The sequence below is a fragment of the Bartonella sp. 11B genome (genome assembly GCF_002022625.1).
Taxonomy (GTDB): Bacteria; Pseudomonadota; Alphaproteobacteria; order Rhizobiales; family Rhizobiaceae; genus Bartonella; species Bartonella rochalimae.
Genome location: NZ_CP019783.1, coordinates 737,029 through 760,870 on the forward strand (window position 1 = coordinate 737,029; position 23,842 = coordinate 760,870).

Below are 23,842 nucleotides of genomic sequence, written 5' to 3' on the forward strand. Positions count from 1 at the left end.
GATGTTCTTTTCTTTTATTTCAGATGCAAAGTAATCCACCCTTGTTGGGAATATGTTTCAATATGTTTTAAACCTTGTTTTACGTAAGCTTTTAAAACATCATCATGCTGCTCTTCAATAATTCCAGATAGTATAATAGATCCACCTTTTCGCAATGCTTGCACCATATTATGTGCAAGCTCGATTAAAGGGTTTGCAAGAATATTAGCAACAATAAGATCAAAGGGAGCGCGTGATGCGACTTTATTATCGCTAAAACCTGTAATTGTAATAGCTGTAACATAGTCTGTAACACCATTAAATCTGATATTTTGTTGTGCAACTTTAATAGCTATTGGATCTATATCAGCTGCAAGCACAACAATAGGTTTAAGCATCGCGATACCAATAGCTAATATTCCACTACCTGTACCGATATCAAGGGCATTTTTCGGGTTTTCATTTTGTATTACTTTGGTAATCATTTCTAAGCAGCCAAATGTCGTTCCGTGATGACCTGTACCAAAAGCTTGATTAGCTTCAATTTCGATAGGCAAAACATTAGGTGGAATGTTTTGTCGTTCATGGCTACCGTGAATAAAAAAAGGACCAGCACATACCGGTTTCAATTCTGCAAGACTTTTTTTTACCCAATCAATATTAGGCAAGATTTCTATATTAATTTTATGTGGATCTATTGCAAGAATGCTTGAAAAACGTTGAGAAGCACTTTTCTGATTTTTTTGATCAACATAGAGTGAAATCTCATAAATAGCATTTTTGTCGTCTATTTCTGTAAGAGCAAGAGGATAACCTTCCTCTTCAAAGGCTACTTCCATACGAGCGTAAAATTTCTCTGCTTCATTTTTAAGAGCTGTCCAATATAGACGAATTTGTTGTGACATACTATTTTTTATTAGTGGAACTTGAAACGAGCTTTTTAAGCCGTGTAATAGCAATATCGTCTTTTAATTTATTCTCGTTTTCTTCAACATTATATGGAATAATTCCGGCTAGTTTACCACCTTTTTTTAGCAAAAAAATGGCAGCTGTGTGGTTATAGGTATAGTTGCTGTCATCTGTTCCGATTACTTTTTCAGAAACAATATTAAAAGAGGCAACCATCTTATGAACTGCGTTAGGATCTCCACTTATACCAATAATTTTATCAGTAAAATTGCTTAAATATTCATGAAGCACCTCTGGTGTATCGCGTTCAGGATCAACCGTGACAAACCATACACCCAATCTATCTGCATCTGGACCAATTTCCATAAGCCACCGATTAAGATCCATAAGTGTAGTAGGGCAACTATCAGGGCACATAGTATAACCAAAAAAGATTACTGCAGGTTTATCTCGTATGTCGGCTTCAGTGACGATTTTACCATTAGAAGCAATGAGCGTAAAATTCTCACCTAAAGGCTTATTTCTAAACGCATCATAGGTGAAAACACCAGCAAGAAATATAACAGTTAGCCCTAGTATCCGTATTATATTTTTCATAAATTAACTCTTTCATATACAAAAATTATAGCAATTATAACTTAATTTTGCAATCACTGTTTTGGATAAAAAGTGTGTATGTTGATGAGTACCCAAAAATATATAAACAAAGAGATATTTTATCTAGATAAAATATTGCATACTATCGTTTCGTATATTTTATTGCAAAAGCAATATGTGAAAAATGAATAGGTATTCGAAAGAATTTTTTGTATTTAAGTGTAAAGTTTAACTTTATTTATATTTATTCAATAAATGTTAATAGATAAGTTCAATATGTGAAAAACTTATGTTATGATAATAACTTGAAATGTGTTTATTTATTTAATATAATCCATAATGTATTCAGTTTATTTTGAAAAGTTATTGGTATTTTAATGTTGCGCGTTTCTTTCTTTCTTTCTTTCTTTCTTTCTTTCTTTCTTTCTTTCTTTCTCATACTTAATACTCTTTTAGTTAGTCCTTCTAATGTTTCTTTTGCTAATGAGACTGGTTCTGTTAAGAAGTGTCAGAAAAGTAACGCTGCGAACGGTAAAGCTTCTTCAAGTTCGAACAAGACCACTATGAAATTGGGTAGCCGTACTTTCATTGTGAAAGAGTGTAAAGAAAGTGCAGATGGACAGATAAATGACAAAAAATATCAACTGGCAAATAGTTCTAAACGGAATAATAGGAATAATAAGAAACAGACAAACAGTGAAGTTTCTAAAACCGATGGAGTAATTGGTATATATTCGAGTTCGAGTGATGAAGGGGATAGAGAAGATTCAATTGAAGAAGTTTCGACTAGTGATGTTAATGTAAATAACGTGCAAATTCTAGGCCCCATACACAGTGATGATGATATTTATATTGGTATACTGCTCGGGGAATGGGGAACAATTGTTGCTAATGAATTGACCTTAAAAGACCTAACGATAGGTATTTCTGTTGTAGAAAATAGTTCGGTAAACGCAGATAAGACATTGATAAGTAATAATAAGATTGCTGTTAAAGCTAAGGGTTCAAGTTCTATAGTTGAGCTATTGGATACAAATATTTTAGTATTAAAAGGGGATAAAGGTCTTTTCACTACAAAAGGTGGCTATATTGATATGCAGGGTATAGATAAATCGGATGCAGGCATTAATTTTACTCTAAGTTCCGCAGTTTATATGAATACAGGAGAGGTTTCTTTAGAGAAAGTTAATATTATTAATGATACTATTAATGATAATACTTCTGTCCAGACGAACGAGAATGTAGATTATAGTCGTAGTGCTGCCGTTTATATGCATCCACAGAGTGCTTTTGAGATGAAGGAAGGGAAAGTTCATCTCAAAAGTGGGAATGGATTTGTATTTGACTTTTCACCATATAAGGGTACAAAAGATTATGAGACAGCAGATGAAGATGGTGATGAAGATGAGAGTGACGATGAAGAAGATGATGAGGAGGAGGAGAAGAAAGAGAATGTAAATCTTGAAAATGTAGACGTTAAAATAGAGGGTGATAAATATTATGGCATGTATGGAGTACTTTCTGTTAGTAATAGCCAGGACGGGGAGCCCGAAAGATTCGCAACTATTTCTTTGAAAAAAACAAATTTTATTGTTCCTAATAGTACCGCTATTTATAATGGTGTTAAGGCGGAGCTTATTTTTAATTTATCAGATACAAAACTTTCCGGTGGTCTTTTGCTAGAAGGTACTAGCGGGATTATAAACATTAAAGCTAATAACTCACAGCTCGAAGGGGGTGCTTTAATTTCTGGTTCAGCTGAAGCGCGTTTGAAATTAGAGAATAACTCGATGTGGACTTTAACAAAAAGAAAATCACGGGGTGATCGAGGGAATGAGGGAACTGATAATAATAAATCATTTATTTCTACTGTGACACTTAAGAATAGTAAAATTATTTTTGAAAAGCCAAGCGATAATATTTATCAAACACTCTCTATTGGCACAGGGAATAGTCTTGTTTATACAGCAGAAGGGAATGCGCAGCTTTATCTTAATAGTTATTTAGATCAAAGTAACTCAGCTACGGATCGACTTTTAATCGATGGTGATGTATCTGGTGTTACTGTAGTTTCTGTTTCTACAACAGTAGGAGATCTAGGAGATAAAACGGGTTCAGGTAATACCCAGGGTGTTTCGCTTATTCAAGTTTCAGGTACAGCGCAAGAAGATTCCTTCAAACTGAAGGATGATTATATTACAGCAGATAATTTACCTTATCAGTATGTTCTTTCTGCGTATGGTCCAAGTTCCCAATTAGGGCAAGCGGATCCAGGACAAAAGTTGGTTGGGCAGAATGGAAAAGAAGGTGAGCACTCTAGTAGTAATTTTTGGGATTATCGGCTGCAAAGTAAATATATTACTCCACCAGAATCAGAAGTACCGGAACCACCAGATTTACCTGCAAAAAGAGTACCGGCAGTTGTGCCACAACTCCCAAGTTATTTGCTTTTACCTCATGCTTTATTTCATACAGGTTTGGTCGATGTAAGTAATCAGCATGAACTGTTGGAAATCATGCAAAGTGCTTTTCATGAAGCGGATAAAAAGAGAAAGACAAACTTTTTCATCCGTGGTTATGGCAGTAACCATAGTTATACTTCCAATTTGTCTGTTTTTGAATATGGTTATGGAGCTGATCTTGACTATAATAATGCGACAGCAGGAATTGTATTCAATACATTAGAGAGTAAAGATAGTGCTTCGTCCTTTGGAGTTATGGGCGGTTATGGTCAGCTCTCTCTTCATCCTCGTGCAGTTAAACACAGTCAAAAGAGTGTTTTTGATAAATGGTCAGGCAAGCTTTATGCGAATTTGGATCATGATACAGGCTTTTATGCGAATGGCTTTCTCTCGTATGATTTTTTTAAGGGCGATGTTGTCACTCTTTCTCGTGGAAAAACAGCAGAATTAAAAGGGAGACTTTTGAATGCTGCTTTATCGGGTGGTCAGGCCATTATCACAGGCTATCATGGTTTTATTCTTGAGCCACAGCTTCAAGTTATTTACCAGTCTCTCCTGTTTGATGAAGCGCGTGATATTGATCGGTTTGATATTGATTTAGGAAAGCATGATCAATTGATAGGGCGGATAGGTGGTCGTTTAATAAAAGCTTTTGCTTCTTCCGAAAAGGGACATGTTGTTTCTTTTTATAGCAACCTTCATGTTGCGCATAGTTATGAAAAGAAGCGGATAGTGCATTTTAAAGATGCGTTTCAGTTAGGTGCATTCGGTTCTACAGTTGAAACAGGTGCGGGTGTTCATGCCCAATTGTCTAATGCTATAGCACTTCATGGTGATTTGTTATACCAACATAAATTAACCAAAGCTGGCTTTTCTGGAATTAGTGTTTCGGGTAGCTTGCGTTATCAATTTTAAAAGCAAGGATTGGTTTTATATTTATCAGTTTTGCTCAAGTCCTAGAAAATTTGGTTGATAAAGCTTTAGCTCTGATTTCTAGGAATGAGAGTATTTTATTTTGCACTCTATTTATAGAATGAAAATGAGTTTTTTGAAGATTTCTTTAGATTAGATATTTAATTTAAAGGTGTCTTTACTCTCAAAGAGGCATTGTAGCTTTTTTCAGCCATTTTTTATCTTCTTTATCAAGGTAGGGTGCATTAACTTGATAAACACGGGCATGATAGTCGTTAAGCCATTGTTTCTCTTGTGTCGTTAAAAGCTCTATCAGAATTAATTGTCGATCAATAGGACAATATGTGAGCGTTTCAAATGATAGCATATCTATATCGCCATTAGTAATTTTTTGTGCTGGTTTGACAATCATCAAATTTTCAATACGAATACCAAAAGCTTTTTCACGGTAATATCCAGGTTCGTTAGAGATAATCATACCGGGAATAAGTTCTTGGCTTCCATAGCGTGAGAGATTTTGTGGTCCTTCATGAACAGAGAGGTAAGAACCAACTCCATGGCCAGTGCCATGTGCATAATCAAAACCAGCTTTCCATAAAGCATTACGTGCTAAAACATCAATATCTTGTCCGCGTGTCCCTTTCGGAAATCTTGCACTTGAAAGAGCAATCATGCCTTTGAGAACAAGGGTAAAACAGCGCTTTTCTTCTTCTCCAATGTTTCCAATCGCTACCGTACGAGTCACATCTGTTGTGCCCTCTCGATATTGTCCACCTGAATCAACAAGATAAAGTTCACCTGCATTCAGTCGTTTATTTGTCTGAGTGGTTACACGATAATGAATAATTGCACCATTTTTACCTGCTGCTGAAATCGTGTCAAAGGAAAGATCTTCGAGTTTCATTCCCATTTCTTGTGTTGTTATAATACGAAATTTTTCTAATTTTTTAGCAGCTGAAATTTCATCAATTGTACCTGGTATTTGTCTATCGAGCCAGGACAAAAAACGAGTAAGAGCTATACCATCACATAAATGTGCTCTGCGTGAACCATTGAGCTCTGTAGTATTTTTAATGGCACGTGGTAAGATAACAGGATCCCTTAGTCTAACGAAAGACCCCCCTGTATCTTCAATAACAGTACGTAACTTTTCGCACGTTAAAGTAGCCAAAGAAAATTACTGCAGTTTTGTTTCGGATGTAGACTTCAGTGACTACTTTGCCATTAGAAGCAGTGAGCGAAAATTCTCACCTAAAGGCTTATTTTAAAACGCGTTATAGGTGAAAACACTAACAAGAAATATAAATAATTTGTGCTGCGTAAAGAGCATTTTGACACTTTTGGCAAAAAATTGTAGAAAAGCGGGATGTATAAGAGTAAAATTTTTAGTTTAGAGATTAAATTAAGAGAGTTTCTTGATGTCTAAAAAATATGAATCTGTAGATGGAAGCACAATAGTTGACAATAAAAAGTTGAATCATACTGAAGCTGTTAAACGTTCTAAACATATCAGTTCAAATGATTTTGATGATTTGATTGGAAAGACTGAGAGTTTGTCAGATGAAGGGAAACTTCGGGTTGCTACTGCTAACGCTCAAGTATCTGAAGAAAATCAGATTAAATCCTATGATAAACTCAAGAAGTATGAACTTACAGACGAGGAGGTATCATACGGTTTTATTCAACTTTATCGCATTAGAGCCCTTAGGGATTTTGGAGATATAAAGGCAGGTGATCTAGGGGGATTTATTGAAGATGAATGCAATCTATCTCATGAAGGCAATTGTTGGGTTGGTGACTTTGCTCAAGTTTACCACAAAGCTCACGTTTCTGGTAATGCCAAGATTTATAATAATTCCACAGTTTGTGATTATGCTACCGTTTCTGGTGATGCCAAGATTTATAATAATTCCACAGTTTGTGATTATGCTACCGTTTCTGGTGATGCCATAATTTCTGGTAATGCTATAGTTTATAGTTATGCCAAGGTTTCTGGTAAGGCCAAGGTTTCTGGTGAGGCTATCATTTCTGGTGCATCTGAGGTTTATGATGCTGCTAAGGTTTATGGTAATGCCGTAACTTATGGTAATGCCGAGGTTTATGGTAATGCCGAGGTTTATGGTAATGCCGTAACTTGTGGTGACTCTGAGGTTTATGATAATGCTAAGGTTTATGATAATGCTTTAGTTGAAGATTGTAAAGTTTTTGGTAATGCTAGGATTTTTGATAATGCTATGGTTATGAGTCAAGCTGAGATTTGTGATAGTGCAATGGTTTATGGGGATGCTGAGATTTGTGGTTCTAAGATTTCGCATAATGCCAAAGTTTATGAAAAAGCTTGGATTTTATATTATGCTAAGATTTTCGAAAACGCTAGGATTCATGGTAAGGCCTTCATTAGTGATAATGTTCAAGTTTCTGGTAATGCTGAGATTTATGGTGATGCTCATGTTTGTGATAATGCCGTGATTTTTGGTAATGCTGCAGTTTATGATGGAGCTATAGTTAAAAATAACGCTAAGGTTTATGATAGTGCTAAAGTGTACGGAAACGCGAGGATTTGTGAGGATACGCAAGTTTATGGAAATGCTAAGGTTTATGATGATACTGTGATTATGGGTAATATTGAGATTTTTGGTAACGCTATGATTTTTGGTAATGCTAAGATTTATCATTGTGCTCAGATTTTTGGTAATGCTAAAGTTTTTGAAGCTGCGAAGGTTTATGGTGCTGCTAAAATTTTTGAAGACGCTAAGATTTCTGGTCGTTCGATAGTTAGTGGTAATGCATATGTTTGTGGTAAAGCTCAGATTATGGACAATTCTGTAATTTACGAAAATGTAAAAATTTATGATAATGCCAAAGTTGGTTATAAAATACAAGTTCGCGGGAATGTTGAAATATGTGGTGATGTTGAGATTTTTGGTGACATAGAAATTTGTAACAATGATCAAATTAACAAAAAGAAAATTCGCAACAATATTAAAATTCGTAAACCTAAATCTAGATGGCGTTCTCTAAGCTTGTAGTAATATTAAAACTGTTAAAAATGTTATAGTTTACAATAGAGTTGTAATTTAAGGTGTTGTTCATTGTACAAATAGAAGTCACACTTTTGTAAGATAGCATGAAATTTTATGGTTTTTTATGCTAAAAATCAGTAAAAAATTAAGTCGAAAATTTTTTCTTAGCATAGAACAGAGATTATCTGTTTAAACAATGAGCAGAGGATGCATGGTATTGTTCTGTTCTAATCAAAGTAACGGATTATCTTTATAAATCAACGATTTATAACTAAAATACAATTAAGTGATTGAAAGTTGAGCTTCTATTTGGAAAGATAACTTATATTACATCGCACTAAGCTTTTATTACAAAATTATCAAGAACACGTTTTTCTCCGGTTTTATCGAAGAAGATAGTTAATTTGCTGCCATCTATTGCTTTAATTTGACCATAACCAAATTTTATATGAAAAATCCGATCATTTATAGAGAAAGCTGAGGATTTATTAGAGACTGATTTTGCAATGATAGTTCCTTCAATGTTTTTTTGTTGGCGGAGTTGTTTAATTCCAAAGTTTAAATCGATATCACCATAACAAATTTTTTCAACATGAGCAGCCGATTGTTTTCTCCAATTATTATGCGTTGTTTTTGTTTGATTTTTTTGAGCACGCTGCCAGCCTGGTGTTGAATAATTATTACGAAAAGGATTTTGCTTTTTAAAGTGTGTTTGGTTATAATTACCATAAGATGTTTCAATTTCTGTTATTTTTATATGCTCTTCTGGTAATTCATTGAGGAAACGAGAAGGGATTGTAGATTGCCAAAGTCCATGAATTCTTCGATTGGATACACACCATATATGTAAGTGTTTTTTTGCTCTTGTTATTCCTACATAAGCAAGGCGACGTTCTTCTTCTAATCCTGAATGACCACCTTCATCTAATGAGCGTTGGTGCGGAAAAAGACCTTCTTCCCAACCAGGAAGAAAGACAGTTTCAAATTCAAGACCTTTAGCAGAATGAAGAGTCATGATATTAACTGCATTCATGTTTTCATTGCTTTCAGAATCCATTACTAGTGAAACATGCTCTAAAAAACTACGAAGATTTTCAAATTGTTCCATAGAACGGATCATTTCTTTAAGATTTTCTAGTCGTGTTGGTGCTTCTGGTGAACGATCTTCTTGCCACATTGCGGTATAGCCTGAATCATCAAGAATTGTTTCGGCAAGCTCTGTATGTGGTGTGTGTTGTAACATGCTTTGCCAGCGGTAGAAGTTTTCTACAACATCTCGTAAAGCATTGCGTATTTTAGGCTTTAGCTCATCTGTTGTAATTATTTCAGCTGCGGCGACAAAGAGGGGAATAGAGCGCGCACGTGCACTATTATAAAGATGACGAAGTGTTGCATTTCCTAGGCCGCGTTTGGGTATATTGATAATACGCTCAAAAGCTAGATCATCAGCTGGTTGAACAACAACACGTAAGTAAGCCAAGGCATCACGTATTTCCATTCGTTCATAAAAGCGCGGACCACCAATAACGCGGTAATTGAGACCAAGTGTGACAAAGCGATCTTCAAATTCACGCATTTGGAATGATGCTCGCACCAATATAGCTATATGATTTAAGGAATGACCCGCCCGTTGTGCTTGTTCAATTTCTTCTCCAATAGCACGAGCTTCTTCTGCTGAATCCCATGCGGCATGAATTTTTACTTTTTCATCGTCGCTATTTATTTGATCAGAAAAAAGCGTTTTTCCAAGTCTATTTTGATTATGAGAAATAAGATGAGAAGCAGTTTTTAAAATATGTGATGTAGAGCGATAATTGCGTTCTAAACGGATAATTTTTGCAGGAGAGAAATCTTGTTCAAAGCGCAATATATTATCAACTTTTGCTCCACGCCACCCGTAGATAGATTGATCATCATCTCCTACACAACAAAGATTAATCTGTTTTTCATGGCGTTGAGCCAAAAGACGGAGCCAGAGATATTGTGCTATATTTGTATCTTGATATTCATCTACAAGAATATAGCGAAATTTATTATGATATTCGCGAAGAATGTCTGGGTTATTTTGAAAGATGGAAATAGAGTGCAGCAAAAGATCGCCAAAATCACAGGCATTAAGATTTTTAAGTCGATCCTGATAATTACGATAAAGTTTTCGTCCTATTCCATTTCCAAAAGAATAAGCATCACCCTCTGAAATAGAATTAGGCAAAAGTCCTTGGTTTTTCCAAGAATCAATCATCATTGCTAGGTTACGTGCTGGCCAACGTTTATCATCCAATCCTTCAGCTTGAATGAGTTGTTTTAAAAGACGAATAACATCGTCACGATCAAGAATGGTAAAATTGCTTTTTAAGCCAACAAGTTCTGCATGACGACGTAGAATCTTTGCTCCAGTCGAATGAAATGTTCCAAGCCAAGGCATATTTTCGACAGTTTCACCAACAAGCTCACCGATACGTGTTTTCATTTCATGTGCAGCTTTATTGGTAAAAGTAACAGCTAATATTTGTTTAGGGTGTGCAAGTCCGAGATGCAAAATATGAGAAATGCGAGTAGTAAGAACACGGGTTTTTCCAGTACCTGCACCCGCAAGAACTAAAACGGGTCCTTCTGTATTGATGACAGCTTGTTTTTGTTCTGGATTCAGCTTTTCTAAATAGTTAGGCTTATATTGCGTGTTTTTTCTTTCTGATATATGCGTCATTAACCTAGAATTATTTTCAGGCTTATGAGGAGATACGTCATTTTTAAGAGACGTTATATGATCGGAAAAGTCATTCATTATAACTTTATCTAGTATTTTTTTGATTTGAACGCCAGATAAAAATTATTTTCTTAAAAAAACACGACACATTTATTTAAATAAAAATATAGAGATCACAGGAGGAGATAAAGACATAGTGCTATGATAAGAAGCTACCAAAGATATATATACGAAATGAAGTTACAAGCTTATTTTCAATTATAATGGATACATAAAAAGTCACAACATAAAGAAAAATAAGGCTTTATCTTAGTATAAGTTTACATTGAAATTATAGAAAAATCATATTTTGCGAGGAAATCAAAAAAGATTTCTTGGAGAAAAAAGCTTTTGATTAATGAATAGTATCATTCTTCTCTGTTTTCATTAATCGCTAGAGAGATGATTTTGATCAAGAAATTTTTGGGCTTTTAGACTTTCTTTTTTATCAAAAAGTTTTTCAAGCTTTGTTCGTCCAAAACGGTAGCGATTTTCTTCTGCATGAATAGCTAGTTTTGTACGTTTTTTCTGTTTTCGAAATTGACGAAGATTAATTATTGTAGCCATAGAGTCATTCATTTATTTTTTTCGGAAGGAGTCCAAAGAAACAATATCAGCACTTTGCTTAGAATCATTATTTGATGGCTCTTTTTCCGTTTTAAGATTTGATATTTTTGTAGATATATTTTCCTTTTTTTGTTTATCTGAAGGAGTAAAAGGAGAACACGAAGCAGTTTCTGGATTTTGGTTCTCTCCTGAAATAAGGCTAGGGGGAAGATCAAATGCTGTTTCAAAAGCTGCTATAGGATCATAGAAGACTTGGATAGAATTAAAAGGAATGACCAGTTTTTCAGTAATTTCTCCAAAGGAAAGTGTTACTTCAAAAGCAGTTTCTGATACACTGAGATCTCTAAATTGGTGCTGCAGTACGATGGTCATTTGATCAGGATAGCGTTTTTGAAGTCTAGGAGAAATTTTGATTCCTGGTGCGTTTGTTAAGAAAGTGATAAAAAAATGATGATTACCTGGAAGTCCTGCTTTGGCTACTTCCAATAAAACTTTTCGGATGACTCCGCGAAGTGCATCCTGAACGAGAATGTCGTAACGGATCTGATCTTGAACCATCGAAGTTTATTCCTCCTAAATTTATGCAGTGATTAAATATGAATAATACAGTGCAATAACATGTTTTTTTAAGCTAGCAACATTTTACTTACTATGCACCTAATTAATCAAGAAAAACACGAATTTATTTTAAATACTTTCTGACAGCTCAAAAATAAATAGGTCTAAAAGTGAAGGCTTCTGTTGCCAGGTGCCTTCGAACCCCGCTTAGACCTGCGACGGTTTAAGACTTAGTTTGAAGCTTTCGCATCGCTTAAGCAGCGATGAGACGTGCTTCCGCATAGTTGTCATTTGCAACTACTCATTTAGTCCGATAACGGTGGTACAATGCCGAGTAAAAGAGCAATCTTTACACCCTTGTCGATCCTGTTTCGCCCCCATAAAAATATAATCTTTATTTTATTATATTTTGGTGGAGGCGCCGGGTACCGCCCCCGGGTCCAATTGGTTTATTTCATTGTCCATTTATTACCATAGCTGAAAAGACAGCTTTTTAAATATAAACGAATAACAGTTTTTAGAAAAGGGGGATTGTTAATATTTTAAATCCTCTAATTATTGAGATAAAAATATAATGTGGTTGTGTATAGTTACTGATTATGAGAGGGACTGCAAAATGGTGAATGATCTAGAAAATATTAAATTATATGATGTAAATCCTGATGAAGCTGTAATAGAACGACTTAGACGTCGTTTAACTTTGGTAATGAGACATCAAGATGCATCGTTAGTTTCTACATCAGATCAAAAAGAGTTAGAGCGTGTTGTAAAATGGGCGCAAGATGTATTGGATGTTGATAAGGAAAATGCACAAAAAGCTGTCGCAAAAGTTGCTGAAATGATGTCAGGAAACCGCAAAAAAAATCGTGTTACTTTTTATTATTTGCTTGCCAAGCAAGTTAATGCGCTTGATAAAATTTAAATATTTGAAACTAAATTTTGTATCATAATTTTCAAAAAAGTCTAAATTTCTTTAGACTTTTTTATTTACTATAAGAATATTTAGTGAATATCATCACCTTGGAGATATCCACTTTTTCGAGCGTCAGGCATTAAAAGAACTGCTATGAATGCAACAGTCATCATGCCAGTTACATAAAGATAAAAGATAAATTCATATCCAATATCTTTTAATAAAAGCGCTACAGATTCGGCTGATCCACCAAATAAGGCATTGGCAATAGCATAAGATAAACCAACACCCATTGCTCGTATTGAAGATGGGAACATTTCTGCTTTAACGATACCAGAAATGGATGTATAAAAACTGATAATGCATAACATTCCAATAAGGATTGATAATGCAACCCATGAATTGTTAGTATTGCCAATCATATAAAGTCCAGGAATTGTGAAGATGACAGATAAGACACTCCAAATAATAAGTGAAGTTTTTGTTCCAATTTTATCAGCTAAAGCACCAAATGCTGGTTGAAGTAACATAAAAACAAAAAGTGCAATAGTCATTATAGTTGTAGCTGTATGCTTATCAAAGCCAGTAGTTGTAATGAGATATTTTTGCATATAAGTTGTATAGGTATAAAATGTTAGTGATCCTCCTGCTGTGAAACCAATCACTAGAAAAAAGGCTTTCCGATGGTTACGCCAAAGTTCTCTAATACTACCAGCTTTTTCTTTAGAACGATTCTCTTTAGTTGTTGTTTCATGAAGTGAACGACGGAGATAGATTGCAACAATGGCTCCTAATCCACCAATAGCAAAAGGAATACGCCAACCCCATGCTTTTAGTTGTTCCTCTGTAAGATAAAGGGCTAAAATAAATATAACAAGGCTGGCAAGAAGTTGACCACCAATCAGTGTAGTATACTGAAAAGAGCTAAAAAATCCTCGTCGGTTTTTAAGAGCAATTTCGCTCATATAAGTTGCTGTTGTTCCGTACTCACCGCCAACAGAAAGTCCTTGAAGCATTCGGAGTAAAAGTAAAAGAACTGCTGCTGAGGCTCCAATAGTTTCATAGGTAGGAAGTATAGCAATTAGGAATGAACCGCTACACATCATAAAAACAGAAATAAGCATTGATCGTTTACGTCCATAACGATCAGCAATGAATCCAAAGAGCCATCCACCGATTGGGCGCATAAGAAAACCAATAGAAAAAACTATAGCAGCTTTAAAAAGCTGGAGTATAACGTTGCCGTCTGAAGGGAAAAATTGCGATGCAAAATAAATTGAAGTAAATGAATAAACATAAAAGTCATACCACTCTACTAAATTACCTGAGGCACTAGATATGATAGACCGAATACGTTTTTTCGCATCATATAGTGCTAAAGTTTCTTCATTCTCCATGGAGACCGTCCCTCTTTAATTAAGTTACTTACAATTTGCTTTTTACAATTTGAATCATTAAAATTCAATCGTATAATGGTAATTTCTTGTAAACAGATCATTTTAAGGCGCATTACATTGTATTTTTGTGAGTTTTAAAGTTTCTGTTTTAACAGTATGCAGAATCGGGCATAAACATTAATATGAAAGCATATCTTGATCTCTTATTTCATGTTTTAAACAATGGTATTGATCGTTTCGATCGAACTGGTGTTGGGACAAGGTCGGTTTTTGGATATCAAATGCGATTTAATTTACAGGATGGGTTTCCACTGTTGACAACAAAAAAACTGCATTTGCGTTCAATTATCTACGAGCTTTTATGGTTTCTTAAAGGTGATACAAATATTACATGGTTAAAAGAGCACGGCGTATCTATTTGGGATGAATGGGCTGACAAAAAGGGGGATCTTGGTCCTATTTACGGTTATCAGTGGCGCTCTTGGCCTACATCGGATGGGCGTCATATTGATCAAATAAAAAATCTTTTAGCTATGATTAAAAAGGATCCTTATTCACGTCGTTTAGTTGTATCTGCATGGAATCCTGCAGCGATAGAGGAAATGGCTTTACCTCCCTGTCATTGTTTGTTTCAATTTTATGTTGCTGCTGGTAGATTATCTTGTCAACTGTATCAGCGTTCAGCAGATATTTTTTTGGGTGTTCCATTTAATATTGCCTCTTATGCATTGTTGACAATGATGATTGCTCAAATAAACCATTTACAAGTAGGAGATTTCATTCATACTATTGGTGATGCTCATCTTTATTTAAATCATTTTGAACAGGCAAAACAGCAATTATCTCGTACACCGAAAGCGTTACCAACGATGCTTATTAATCCAGAAGTAAAAAATCTTTTCTCTTTTAAGTTTAAGGACTTTGAGTTGCTTAATTATGAAGCTTTTCCACATATCAAAGCACCGGTGGCAGTATGACTTTTTCAATTTGTTTGATTGCAGCTGTTTCACAAAATAATGTTATAGGTTGTGCGGGTGCGATGCCTTGGCATTTATCAACAGATTTGCAACGTTTTAAAACTTTAACTTTAAATAAGCCTATTGTTATGGGAAGAAAAACTTGGGATTCTCTTGGACGCCCTTTACCGGGTCGTACGAATATTGTTATTACTCGCAATCGTATGTTAATGCCTAAAGGTGCTGTTATTGCTCATTCTTTATCTCAGGCTTGTCATATTGCAGAACAGGTTGCTTTTCAAAGTGGTGCAGATGCATTTTTTATTATTGGGGGTGGTGAAATTTTTCAACAAGGATTACAAATAGCTGATAAAATATTTCTTACTGAGATCCTAGCTTTTATTGAGGGCGATAGTTTTTTTCCTGTTTTTGATAAAGAGAAGTGGACTATGATTAAAACACAATATATTCCAGAAGGTGAGAAAGATGATTATCCAACACGTTTTGTGATTTATGAACGGAAATGATCGTTTGAGATATTGAAAGCATTTATTATTTACATTGTAAGAAAATAATAAGCGCTTTAAACTGAAATCAGAGATCAAGTTTTGTAAATTATTAAGATTTGATTAATAACATTAATCTAAATGAGGTGATAATGCCCTGGACAAATCAAAATGGTAGTGGCCCATGGAGTGGCGATAGAAATAAATCCGATGGAGATAAAAAATTATCGCCTAAGAAACCTTTTGGTTCTGGTGGTAGTAATGGCCCTAATATTGATGATATTTTTCGTAAGGGGCAGGATCAGATCAAACAGTTTGGTGGCGGTGGTGTTTTTATTATATTATTTCTGCTTGTTTTATTTTTTTGGTGTTTTCAATCTATGTATATCGTTCAACAAAATGAACAAGCTGTGGAATTGCGTTTTGGCGTTCCTAAAGAAGGCATTATCAGTGATGGTCTACATTTTCATTTTTGGCCAATTGAAACTTATATGAAAGTTCCTTTAACAGAAAAAACTATTGCTATTGGTGGTCAGTCTAGTCAATTGCAACAAAGTGAAGGTTTGATGCTTTCAAGTGATCAAAATATTGTTAATGTTAATTTTTCTGTTTATTATCGCATTTCAAATCCCAGTCAGTTTTTGTTTAATGTGAATGACCAAGAAGGTACAGTTCGTCAAGTTGCTGAAAGTGCAATGCGTGAGGTGATTGGTTCGCGGCCAGTTGATGATGTTTTGCGTGATAAAAAAGAAGAAGTTGCTGATGATGTCAAAAAAATTATCCAATTGACTGCAGATAAATATCAACTTGGTGTTGAAATAAATCGTGTGTCAATTAGTGAAGCTGCGCCTCCTACTAAAGTTGCTGCTGCTTTTAATTCTGTTCAACAGGCAGAGCAGGAACGAGGACGAATGATTGAAGAGGGTAATCGTGTACATTTTACTAAGATGGGTTTAGCTAATGGTGAAGCTGCACGCACACGGGAAGTTGCAAAAGGTGAAAAAGCGCAGATGATTGAAGAAGCAATAGGACGTTCTGAACGTTTTCAAGCTATAGCGCGTGAAGCTGCGATTGCACCAGAGGCTGCTCGCTATCGTCTTTATATGGAGACGATGGGACGTATTTTTTCTTCTCCAAGAAAGATAGTTTTGGATCAAACAGCTTCTCCGACGGTATCTTATTTACCTTTAAACGAATTGCTCGGCAGTTCATCAAATAAAACAATAACAAAGTCAAAGCGTTCTGTAAGACTATCGGATTCTAACGCTTCTGAGGGATACTAATTATGCAGCAATCTCGTTTCTTTTTTATTTTAGGAACTGTCATATTTGTTTTTATAGCCTTATGGATGTCTGTTTTTATTGTTTATCCTCGTCAACAGATAGCTATTAAGCGCTTTGGACAAATTGTTAATGTAGAACCTAAACCTGGTATTTATTTTAAGGTTCCTTTTTTTGATCATACTGTTATTATTGATAATCGATTGTTGCGTTATGATTTACCTACACAATCTGTTCAGGTTCGTGGTGGTGCATATTATGAAGTGGATGCGTTTTTTATTTACCGGATTACGAATCCGAAACTATTTTTACAACGTATTGCATCTGGTCGTCCACAGATTGCTGCGCGTGAAAATCTTGCACCGCGTTTTATTGATGCTTTGCGTGCTGTTTATGGTAAGCGAGAATTTAAAGCGGCTTTATCGGATGAACGTGGAGCGATGATGGCTGAAGTACAGCGCCAATTTTCTGTAGATGCAGGATCTTTAGGGATTACTATTGTTGATGTGCGGATTCGTAAAACTGATTTAACTGATGCTGTTTCAGAGGATGTGTATCGACAAATGGCAGCTGAACGTGAAGCTGCGGCAGAAGATATTCGTGCTCGTGGTCAGCAAGAACGGGATCGAATTATTGCAGAAGCTAATCGTAAATATGAAGAAATCGTAGCAGCAGCGAAACGTGATGCTGAAATTACCCGTGGTGAAGGGCAGGCTGAGAGTATTCGTCTTTTATTGAATGCACGAAGAGTTAATCCATCATTTTACGATTTTTGGTTAGCAATGGAACAGTACAGGAATTTAGAGAACACTTCGATGGTAATTTCGCCACAAGAGGACTTCTTTTTTTATTTCCGTAATCCACCACAAGCAAATAAAATATTTGCACCTGTAGAGGTCTTGGATAATAAGATGGTGATTGATAAATAGTAACGTTATCATAAGATTTATCATTTTATGAAAAACTTGATCCGTGGATTCTTTCTTTGATGATGAAAGTGGTATGATATTGTAGAATGCATGTTAATTTCATATAAATGTGTATTATAGGTAAAAATATGTTTCTTAAGTGTTTTTCTACGGTAGCTACTACTATTTCTGTAGTTTTGTGTTTATCGGGATCAATAAGTTGGTCTAATGTTGTTTTGCAACAAGATGCACCATTATCAGTGCCTGATTTAGTTACAACGCTTTTAGATACTGTAGTGAATATTTCTACAGTGCAAACAGTTGATGGAACTGAGCAGGATGAAGATACTTCTTTGCCAATCGTTCCAAAAGATTCATTATTACAAGAATATTTTGATGATTTTTTTACACCTGGAGATGATAAGAAAGATAGCCAATTTCAAAAAGTGCGTTCTCTAGGGTCAGGTTTTGTAATTGATGCACAAAAAGGGCTCATTGTTACAAATTATCATGTTATCGCTGATGCTGATTATATTGAGGTTAATTTTGTTGATGGTACAAAGTTAAAGGCAAAATTGCTTGGGAAAGATAGCAAAACAGATTTGGCTTTGCTTCAGGTCGATCCAAAAGGAAAAAAATTAACAGCTGTACGTTTTGGTAGATCAGAAAACGCACGTATTGGTGATTGGGTTATGGCTATAGGCAATCCTCTTGGTTTTGGTAGTAGTGTGACGGTTGGAATTATTTCTGCACGTAATCGTGATCTTAATGCTGGTCCTTATGATAATTTTATTCAAACAGATGCAGCGATTAATCGAGGTAATTCTGGAGGCCCATTATTTGATAGAAGTGGTCAGGTGATTGGCATTAATACAGCAATTGCTTCTGGATCGATAGGTATTGGTTTTGCCATACCTTCTGATATGGCTCTTTCTGTTATAAATCAGTTACGTAATTTTGGAGAAGTAAAACGTGGCTGGTTAGCTATCCGAATTCAACCGATTACAGATGATATTGCAAAAAATTTAAAACTCGATAAGGCTATTGGAGCATTAGTTGTAGGCAAAATAGAAAATGCGGAAGTTGATAATAGTCAGCTGCATATTGGTGATATTATTCTTTGCTTTGGAAAGACAAAAATTAAAAATATGCATGATTTACCGCGTTTAATAGCAGAAGGCTCAGAAGGGCAAGTAGTCAACGTTACAGTTTTGCGTAATGGACAAGAGAAAACAGTAAAAGTTAAACTTGGTCGTTTGGTTGAAACAGATTTGGATGAAAATATAATAGAAAAGTTTGATGATAAAGAAAATGATAATGTACCCAAAAAGATGATAATGCAACATATGGGAATGACGTTATCAGAATTGACAGCTGATTTGCGGCAACGTTACTCAATTTCAGATAAGCTTAATGGATTAATTATAACATCCGTTGCACAAAATAGTGTAGCTGATAAAAAACGTCTTCGTGTTGGTGAGGTAGTTGTTGATATTAATCAAAGCACGATCACAACAATTGAAGATGCCAAAAAACGTCTTCGTAAATTACGTGAAACTGGGCGTAAAAATGCTTTATTTGTTGTTGCTCGTCCAGATGGAGAATTGCGGGTTGTATTAATCCAAATGGATTAATGCTGTAGTATTTTTGTCTGTTATTGCTCATTAACAGAAACATTTGCAGAAAAAGATGAAGGCATTGCTTTTCATGACACAAAGGACAATCACATTGATAGCGGGTCCAACTGCAAGCGGTAAGTCAAAACTTGCGTTAAAAATAGCTCAAGAAAAAAATGCTGTCATTATTAACGCTGATTCAATGCAAATTTATAACACTTTGAATATTTTGACAGCACGACCAACAGAAGATGATATTATAATTTCTCCTCATTACCTTTATGGTTATGTAAGTCCTTCTGTTAGTTATTCTGTAGGACAATGGTTGCGTGATGTAGAAAAGCTTTTAAATGTAATGACATCGAAGTCACTTATTTTTGTTGGTGGAACAGGTCTTTATTTTCGTGCTCTTTTGGAAGGAATTTCAGAAATTCCGGATATTCCAGATGTCTGTCAACAAAAGTGGCGTCGTCGACTTCAAGAAGAGGGGGTTGAGAATCTATATCGTCAGTTATTACAAGTTGATGCTGAGCTCTCTAAGCGTATTTGTGCGCAAGATGGTCAACGCATTATACGCGCTTTGGAAGTTTATGATGTGACAGGTAAAGCACTTAGTTGGTGGCAAAAACAAGAAACAACATCTTTGATTGCAAAGGATTGTTCAGAAAAGATTCTTCTTATTCCACCGCGTCAACAGCTCTATGAAAACATCAATAAGAGATTGGATCGTATGGTTGAACAAGGAGTTTTAGAAGAGGTTCTTATTATAAAGCAACTTATGCTTTCTCCTTTATTACCAGCGATGAAAGCGATTGGTTTACCTGAATTTATAGCTTATTTAGATGGACATTTAAGTTTTGAGAATGCTATTGAGACAGCAAAGACAAAAACTAGGAGATATGCAAAAAGGCAAATGACTTGGTTTCGTAACCAATTAAATGAAGAATGGAAAATTATCGCTGCATAAAAATATTAAAAGTTTGAAGATAGCTTAAAGAGAAGAGGGTATTTTAGATGAAATTTCTTTTGAAGATAATCATATGAAGAAAGAAAATCGTGACAATTAAGATTTAAAATATTTTATTTTAGTTGCTTTATTTAGAAATGATTTCAATATGCATACAGGTGTAACAATAATAGATTTTAGCTTAGCAAATATTATACGTATAAAATTTTTTTACTTACAGTAATGTCAATTTTTAGAGTGCTTGCACTTTTTGTACGAATCTCATTTTATAGGTTATGCAGTTTTCATCAGAACAGGATAATGCATTAAAGGCTGTAGCCGCGTGGTTGAAAAATGGGAAATCACCTATTTTTCGGCTTTTTGGTTATGCAGGAACTGGAAAAACAACACTTGCTCGTTATTTTGCTGAAACAGTTGACGGTCCTGTTCAATTTACTGCCTTTACAGGTAAGGCAGCCGAAGTTTTACGTTCTAAGGGGGCTAGTAATGCTCGCACTATTCATTCATTAATTTATTGCCCTCGCGGTGAAGAAGAAGTGTCTGATGAAGTAACAGGTAAAACATCCCTTACACCAACATTCGCATTGAATCGACAAAGTCCAGTTGCACAAGCTAAACTTGTTATTGTTGATGAATGCTCAATGGTTGATGAGCAATTAGCGCGTGATTTAATGAGTTTTCGAACACCAATTCTGGTTCTTGGTGATCCTGGTCAGTTACCTCCCATATCGGGAGGAGGTTTTTTTTCTGAAAGCACGCCAGATTTTCTGTTATCAGAAATTCATAGACAAGCACGTGATAATCCGATTATTCGTTTAGCTATGGATGTGCGTGAGGGACGTGATATTTCTTATGGAGATTATGGTTTAGCACGTGTTGTTACTCGTAAAGAGGTTAACCAACAATTAGTACTGGAAGCTGATCAACTTTTAGTAGGTATTAATCGAACGCGTTATCTTTATAATAAACGTTTACGTGAATTAAAGGGATTTACAACGGATTATCCACAGGCTGGAGATAAACTTGTATGCTTACGAAATGATCCTACTAAAGGTTTATTGAATGGTTCTTTATGGAAAGTTATGACTTCACAGAAAGAAACTGTTAAACCAGGTATAAATCTTATTATTAAGCCGGAAGATAGTGAACGTGGGGTAGCAAAAGTTAAGCTTTTAAAAGCAATCTTTGAGAATCCTGATAATCAGATTTCATGGCAATTAAAAAAACGATATGATGATTTTGATTATGGATATGCTTTGACAGTCCATAAAGCTCAGGGATCTCAATGGGATAATGTGGTTTTGTTTGATGAAAGTTTTGCATTTCGTGATATGTACGCACGATGGCTTTATACAGGAATTACACGGGCAGCAGAGCGCTTAACAATTGTTCGATAGCACAAGACATTTTATTGTTTGATATTATGTTTAGATATGTTTCTTCTTAACATCAGAGTATTATAGAAGTGGGATAGTGTGTGGTAATAAAACTTTCAGTTAATCTTAATGCTGTTGCTGTTTTGCGCAATAGGCGTAATCTTCCATGGCCAAGCATTGAAAACATTGGATATATAGCGCTTTCTGCTGGCGCAGCAGGCTTGACGGTCCATCCACGTCCGGATGAAAGACATATCCGTTTTGTTGATTTACCAAAAATACGTTTTTTAATGAATAATGCTTTTCCTAATGCTGAATTTAATATTGAAGGTTATCCAAGTGATACATTTTTAGATTTAGCAGAAAAATATGCTGATCAAATTACTCTTGTTCCTGACACTCCAGATCAGTCCACTTCCGATCACGGTTGGGATTTTGCTAGCAGTGCAGAATTTTTAGCGCCTGTTATTCAACGCTTAAAAGCAAAAAATATTCGTGTGTCATTATTTGCTAATACAATTTTAGACGATCTCGATATTGCTAAAGCTATTGGCGCTGATTATGTAGAATTTTATACTGGACCTTATGGTGGTGCGTTTGATGATGAAGAAAAACAAACACAGGAGTTAGATAAATTAGCTTTGGCAGCACAAAAAGCAAGAGAATTACAATTACATATTAATGCAGGCCATGATCTAACAATTGCTAATCTTCCTGCCCTTGTTAATCGGATTCCTTGGATTAATGAAGTTTCTATTGGACACGGACTTATTGCTGATGCATTAGAATATGGAATGCATGAAACTGTTCAGCGTTTCATTCGGTTATTGGCATAAGTATCTATTCAAGGCAATGTAACGATCGATTGTATTTAGTATCTAAATACTCTTATGTCATTATTGAAAAGTATTATTTGTTGTGTAACAATTTGAATTCTTACTTAGTTATAAAATTACTGCTTGCTGCTTTAATTAAGATCTGACAGATAACGCTTTTTCTAAAAGTAGGTTAGTTGCAGTTCGAATATATCTATTTTGAATTAAAAACCTCCTAATTTCTAATAATTAAAAGCATAGGTAATGCTTTGTTTAATTATCTCAAGCATTTAAAAACATTTTGTATTTATATTATATTTTTAGAAATCAATATGTTATTAATAAATAATATTGATTAATGCCTGATGGCTTTATTATAGAACTATAGAAAGCTATAAATTCAGCAATATTTTAATTATTTTCTATAATTGTGTTATTTGTGCTGCAGATTTGTTGAAAGAAATATGTAACATTATATGTCTATAGTTTTATTTTCGGAGTTTTGTATGAAATATTTAACAGCGTCTGTTTTTACATTGTTCTCAATTTCTATAGTTCAGGCAACAGACTTTGTGATTCCTTATCAATCATATACTGCTTCACCTGTTGTTTTGTCGTCTACTTTTTCGTGGACAGGTTTTTATTTTGGTGGGAAAATTGGTGTTTTTTCAGGTCAGAGTACGTCGAGTTTTATAGACTCAAATAATGTAAAGCATAACATTATATTTCAAAATCAATCATCACCTAAGCTCTCAGGTGTTGTAGGTGGTCTTTATACAGGTTTAAATATTAATATTAACAATGGTTTTGTTTTGGGCTTTGATACCGATATAAATTGGTCTGGCGCAAAGGATACAAAAGTTATTGATTATTGCTTCTTTAAAAGCTGATAATAATAAGAAGAGTCAGATAGATTTTGATATAAACAAAGCTTACAACAAAAATGGCTTAGTGCTATACGCGGGCGTATTGGGTTTAGTTTTGATCGTGTTATGCCTTATATTGCTGGTGGTATTTCTGTGACACAGCTTCAGAGTACTTATTTAAAGTTTTTTGTGTCATCGAAAAATAATTCATTGACAAGAAGTTCATTAGAAAAGACGCCCCCTGTATTATCAACTTCCAATTCAAAGATAATAAATGGTTATACCATTGGTGGTGGTTTAGATTTTGCAATAACTGATAATTTTATTTTACGTGCAGAATACAATTATTCAGATTTCGGTAAAAAGGAATTTGTAAATAATAATATGAACGTTAGCTATAAAAGCAATGCCTTTTATTTTGGTGTAGCTTGTAAATTTTGAATTTTAGATTAGCTCATTGAACAGTTCTATCAACGATGACGTTTTTGT

The 23,842-nt window shown here is 34.9% G+C and carries 19 protein-coding genes, 1 other RNA gene and 1 pseudogene; 13 read left to right on the plus strand and 8 right to left on the minus strand.

The window, feature by feature from the left end; translation table 11 throughout:
* Positions 1-14: 14 nt before the first annotated feature.
* Positions 15-884, minus strand: coding sequence for a 50S ribosomal protein L11 methyltransferase (locus Bho11B_RS03065; RefSeq protein WP_035006169.1), 870 nt, complete (start codon positions 882-884; stop codon positions 15-17).
* A 1-nt stretch (position 885) separates the two neighbouring features.
* Positions 886-1,485, minus strand: a complete 600-nt coding sequence (locus Bho11B_RS03070) for an SCO family protein (RefSeq protein ID WP_035006167.1) — start codon at positions 1,483-1,485, stop codon at positions 886-888.
* A gap of 377 nt (positions 1,486-1,862) precedes the next feature.
* On the opposite strand from Bho11B_RS03070, the gene Bho11B_RS03075 reads away from it, so the two are divergent.
* Positions 1,863-4,862 (plus strand): autotransporter outer membrane beta-barrel domain-containing protein, encoded by a 3,000-nt coding sequence (locus Bho11B_RS03075; protein ID WP_245289534.1) that lies wholly within the window; start codon positions 1,863-1,865, stop codon positions 4,860-4,862.
* A 181-nt stretch (positions 4,863-5,043) separates the two neighbouring features.
* On the opposite strand, the pseudogene Bho11B_RS03080 reads toward Bho11B_RS03075, so the two are convergent.
* Positions 5,044-6,021, minus strand: a pseudogene (locus Bho11B_RS03080) (M24B family metallopeptidase); the annotation flags it as partial.
* A 256-nt stretch (positions 6,022-6,277) separates the two neighbouring features.
* On the opposite strand from Bho11B_RS03080, the gene Bho11B_RS07070 reads away from it, so the two are divergent.
* Positions 6,278-7,888 carry a hypothetical protein gene (locus tag Bho11B_RS07070; protein ID WP_194284742.1) on the plus strand — a complete coding sequence of 537 codons (1,611 nt, stop codon included), beginning with the start codon at positions 6,278-6,280 and terminating at the stop codon, positions 7,886-7,888.
* A gap of 331 nt (positions 7,889-8,219) precedes the next feature.
* Here the strand turns inward: Bho11B_RS07070 and Bho11B_RS03090 are convergent, their stop codons facing one another.
* The 4 genes from Bho11B_RS03090 to ssrA form a co-directional block, all read right to left on the minus strand.
* A complete protein-coding gene (locus Bho11B_RS03090) occupies positions 8,220-10,667 on the minus strand; it encodes an ATP-dependent helicase (protein WP_078673641.1) in 2,448 nt (815 codons plus the stop codon).
* A gap of 348 nt (positions 10,668-11,015) precedes the next feature.
* Complete coding sequence (locus Bho11B_RS03095; protein ID WP_078673642.1) at positions 11,016-11,195, minus strand: DUF4169 family protein; 180 nt, start codon at positions 11,193-11,195, stop codon at positions 11,016-11,018.
* A gap of 12 nt (positions 11,196-11,207) precedes the next feature.
* Positions 11,208-11,753, minus strand: coding sequence for an SspB family protein (locus Bho11B_RS03100; RefSeq protein ID WP_035006160.1), 546 nt, complete (start codon positions 11,751-11,753; stop codon positions 11,208-11,210).
* Between the two features lie 169 nt (positions 11,754-11,922).
* Positions 11,923-12,282: a transfer-messenger RNA gene (gene ssrA / locus Bho11B_RS03105) on the minus strand.
* 87 nt (positions 12,283-12,369) lie between these two features.
* Between ssrA and Bho11B_RS03110 the strand changes: the two genes are divergently transcribed.
* Positions 12,370-12,675, plus strand: coding sequence for a DUF2853 family protein (locus Bho11B_RS03110; RefSeq protein ID WP_035006158.1), 306 nt, complete (start codon positions 12,370-12,372; stop codon positions 12,673-12,675).
* Positions 12,676-12,755: 80 nt separating this feature from the next.
* Here Bho11B_RS03110 and Bho11B_RS03115 read toward each other — a convergent pair whose 3' ends face one another.
* The gene (locus Bho11B_RS03115; protein ID WP_035006156.1) at positions 12,756-14,063 is read right to left on the minus strand and encodes an MFS family transporter; all 1,308 of its coding nucleotides are present in this window, start codon (positions 14,061-14,063) and stop codon (positions 12,756-12,758) included.
* 182 nt (positions 14,064-14,245) lie between these two features.
* Here Bho11B_RS03115 and Bho11B_RS03120 point away from each other — a divergent pair, with 182 nt between their 5' ends.
* The 10 genes from Bho11B_RS03120 to Bho11B_RS03165 all read left to right on the plus strand — a co-directional run bounded on the left by Bho11B_RS03120 (position 14,246) and on the right by Bho11B_RS03165 (position 23,794).
* Complete coding sequence (locus Bho11B_RS03120; RefSeq protein WP_035006155.1) at positions 14,246-15,040, plus strand: thymidylate synthase; 795 nt, start codon at positions 14,246-14,248, stop codon at positions 15,038-15,040.
* A complete protein-coding gene (locus Bho11B_RS03125) occupies positions 15,037-15,546 on the plus strand; it encodes a dihydrofolate reductase (RefSeq protein ID WP_078673643.1) in 510 nt (169 codons plus the stop codon). Before Bho11B_RS03120 ends, Bho11B_RS03125 begins: the two co-directional genes overlap by 4 nt.
* Positions 15,547-15,677: 131 nt before the next feature.
* Positions 15,678-16,808 carry an FtsH protease activity modulator HflK gene (gene hflK / locus Bho11B_RS03130; protein WP_078673644.1) on the plus strand — a complete coding sequence of 377 codons (1,131 nt, stop codon included), beginning with the start codon at positions 15,678-15,680 and terminating at the stop codon, positions 16,806-16,808.
* 2 nt (positions 16,809-16,810) lie between these two features.
* Positions 16,811-17,734 (plus strand): protease modulator HflC, encoded by a 924-nt coding sequence (hflC, locus tag Bho11B_RS03135; protein ID WP_035006150.1) that lies wholly within the window; start codon positions 16,811-16,813, stop codon positions 17,732-17,734.
* A gap of 128 nt (positions 17,735-17,862) precedes the next feature.
* Entirely contained in the window at positions 17,863-19,347 is a 1,485-nt protein-coding gene (locus Bho11B_RS03140; RefSeq protein ID WP_035006148.1) for a Do family serine endopeptidase, read from the plus strand.
* Positions 19,348-19,420: 73 nt separating this feature from the next.
* A complete protein-coding gene (gene miaA / locus Bho11B_RS03145) occupies positions 19,421-20,296 on the plus strand; it encodes a tRNA (adenosine(37)-N6)-dimethylallyltransferase MiaA (protein WP_078673645.1) in 876 nt (291 codons plus the stop codon).
* 275 nt (positions 20,297-20,571) lie between these two features.
* A complete protein-coding gene (locus Bho11B_RS03150; protein WP_035006145.1) occupies positions 20,572-21,693 on the plus strand; it encodes an ATP-dependent RecD-like DNA helicase in 1,122 nt (373 codons plus the stop codon).
* Between the two features lie 80 nt (positions 21,694-21,773).
* Entirely contained in the window at positions 21,774-22,508 is a 735-nt protein-coding gene (locus Bho11B_RS03155; RefSeq protein WP_078673646.1) for a pyridoxine 5'-phosphate synthase, read from the plus strand.
* A gap of 485 nt (positions 22,509-22,993) precedes the next feature.
* Positions 22,994-23,377 carry a hypothetical protein gene (locus Bho11B_RS03160; protein WP_078673647.1) on the plus strand — a complete coding sequence of 128 codons (384 nt, stop codon included), beginning with the start codon at positions 22,994-22,996 and terminating at the stop codon, positions 23,375-23,377.
* Positions 23,378-23,479: 102 nt separating this feature from the next.
* A complete protein-coding gene (locus tag Bho11B_RS03165; protein ID WP_245289114.1) occupies positions 23,480-23,794 on the plus strand; it encodes an outer membrane protein in 315 nt (104 codons plus the stop codon).
* Positions 23,795-23,842: the final 48 nt, after the last annotated feature.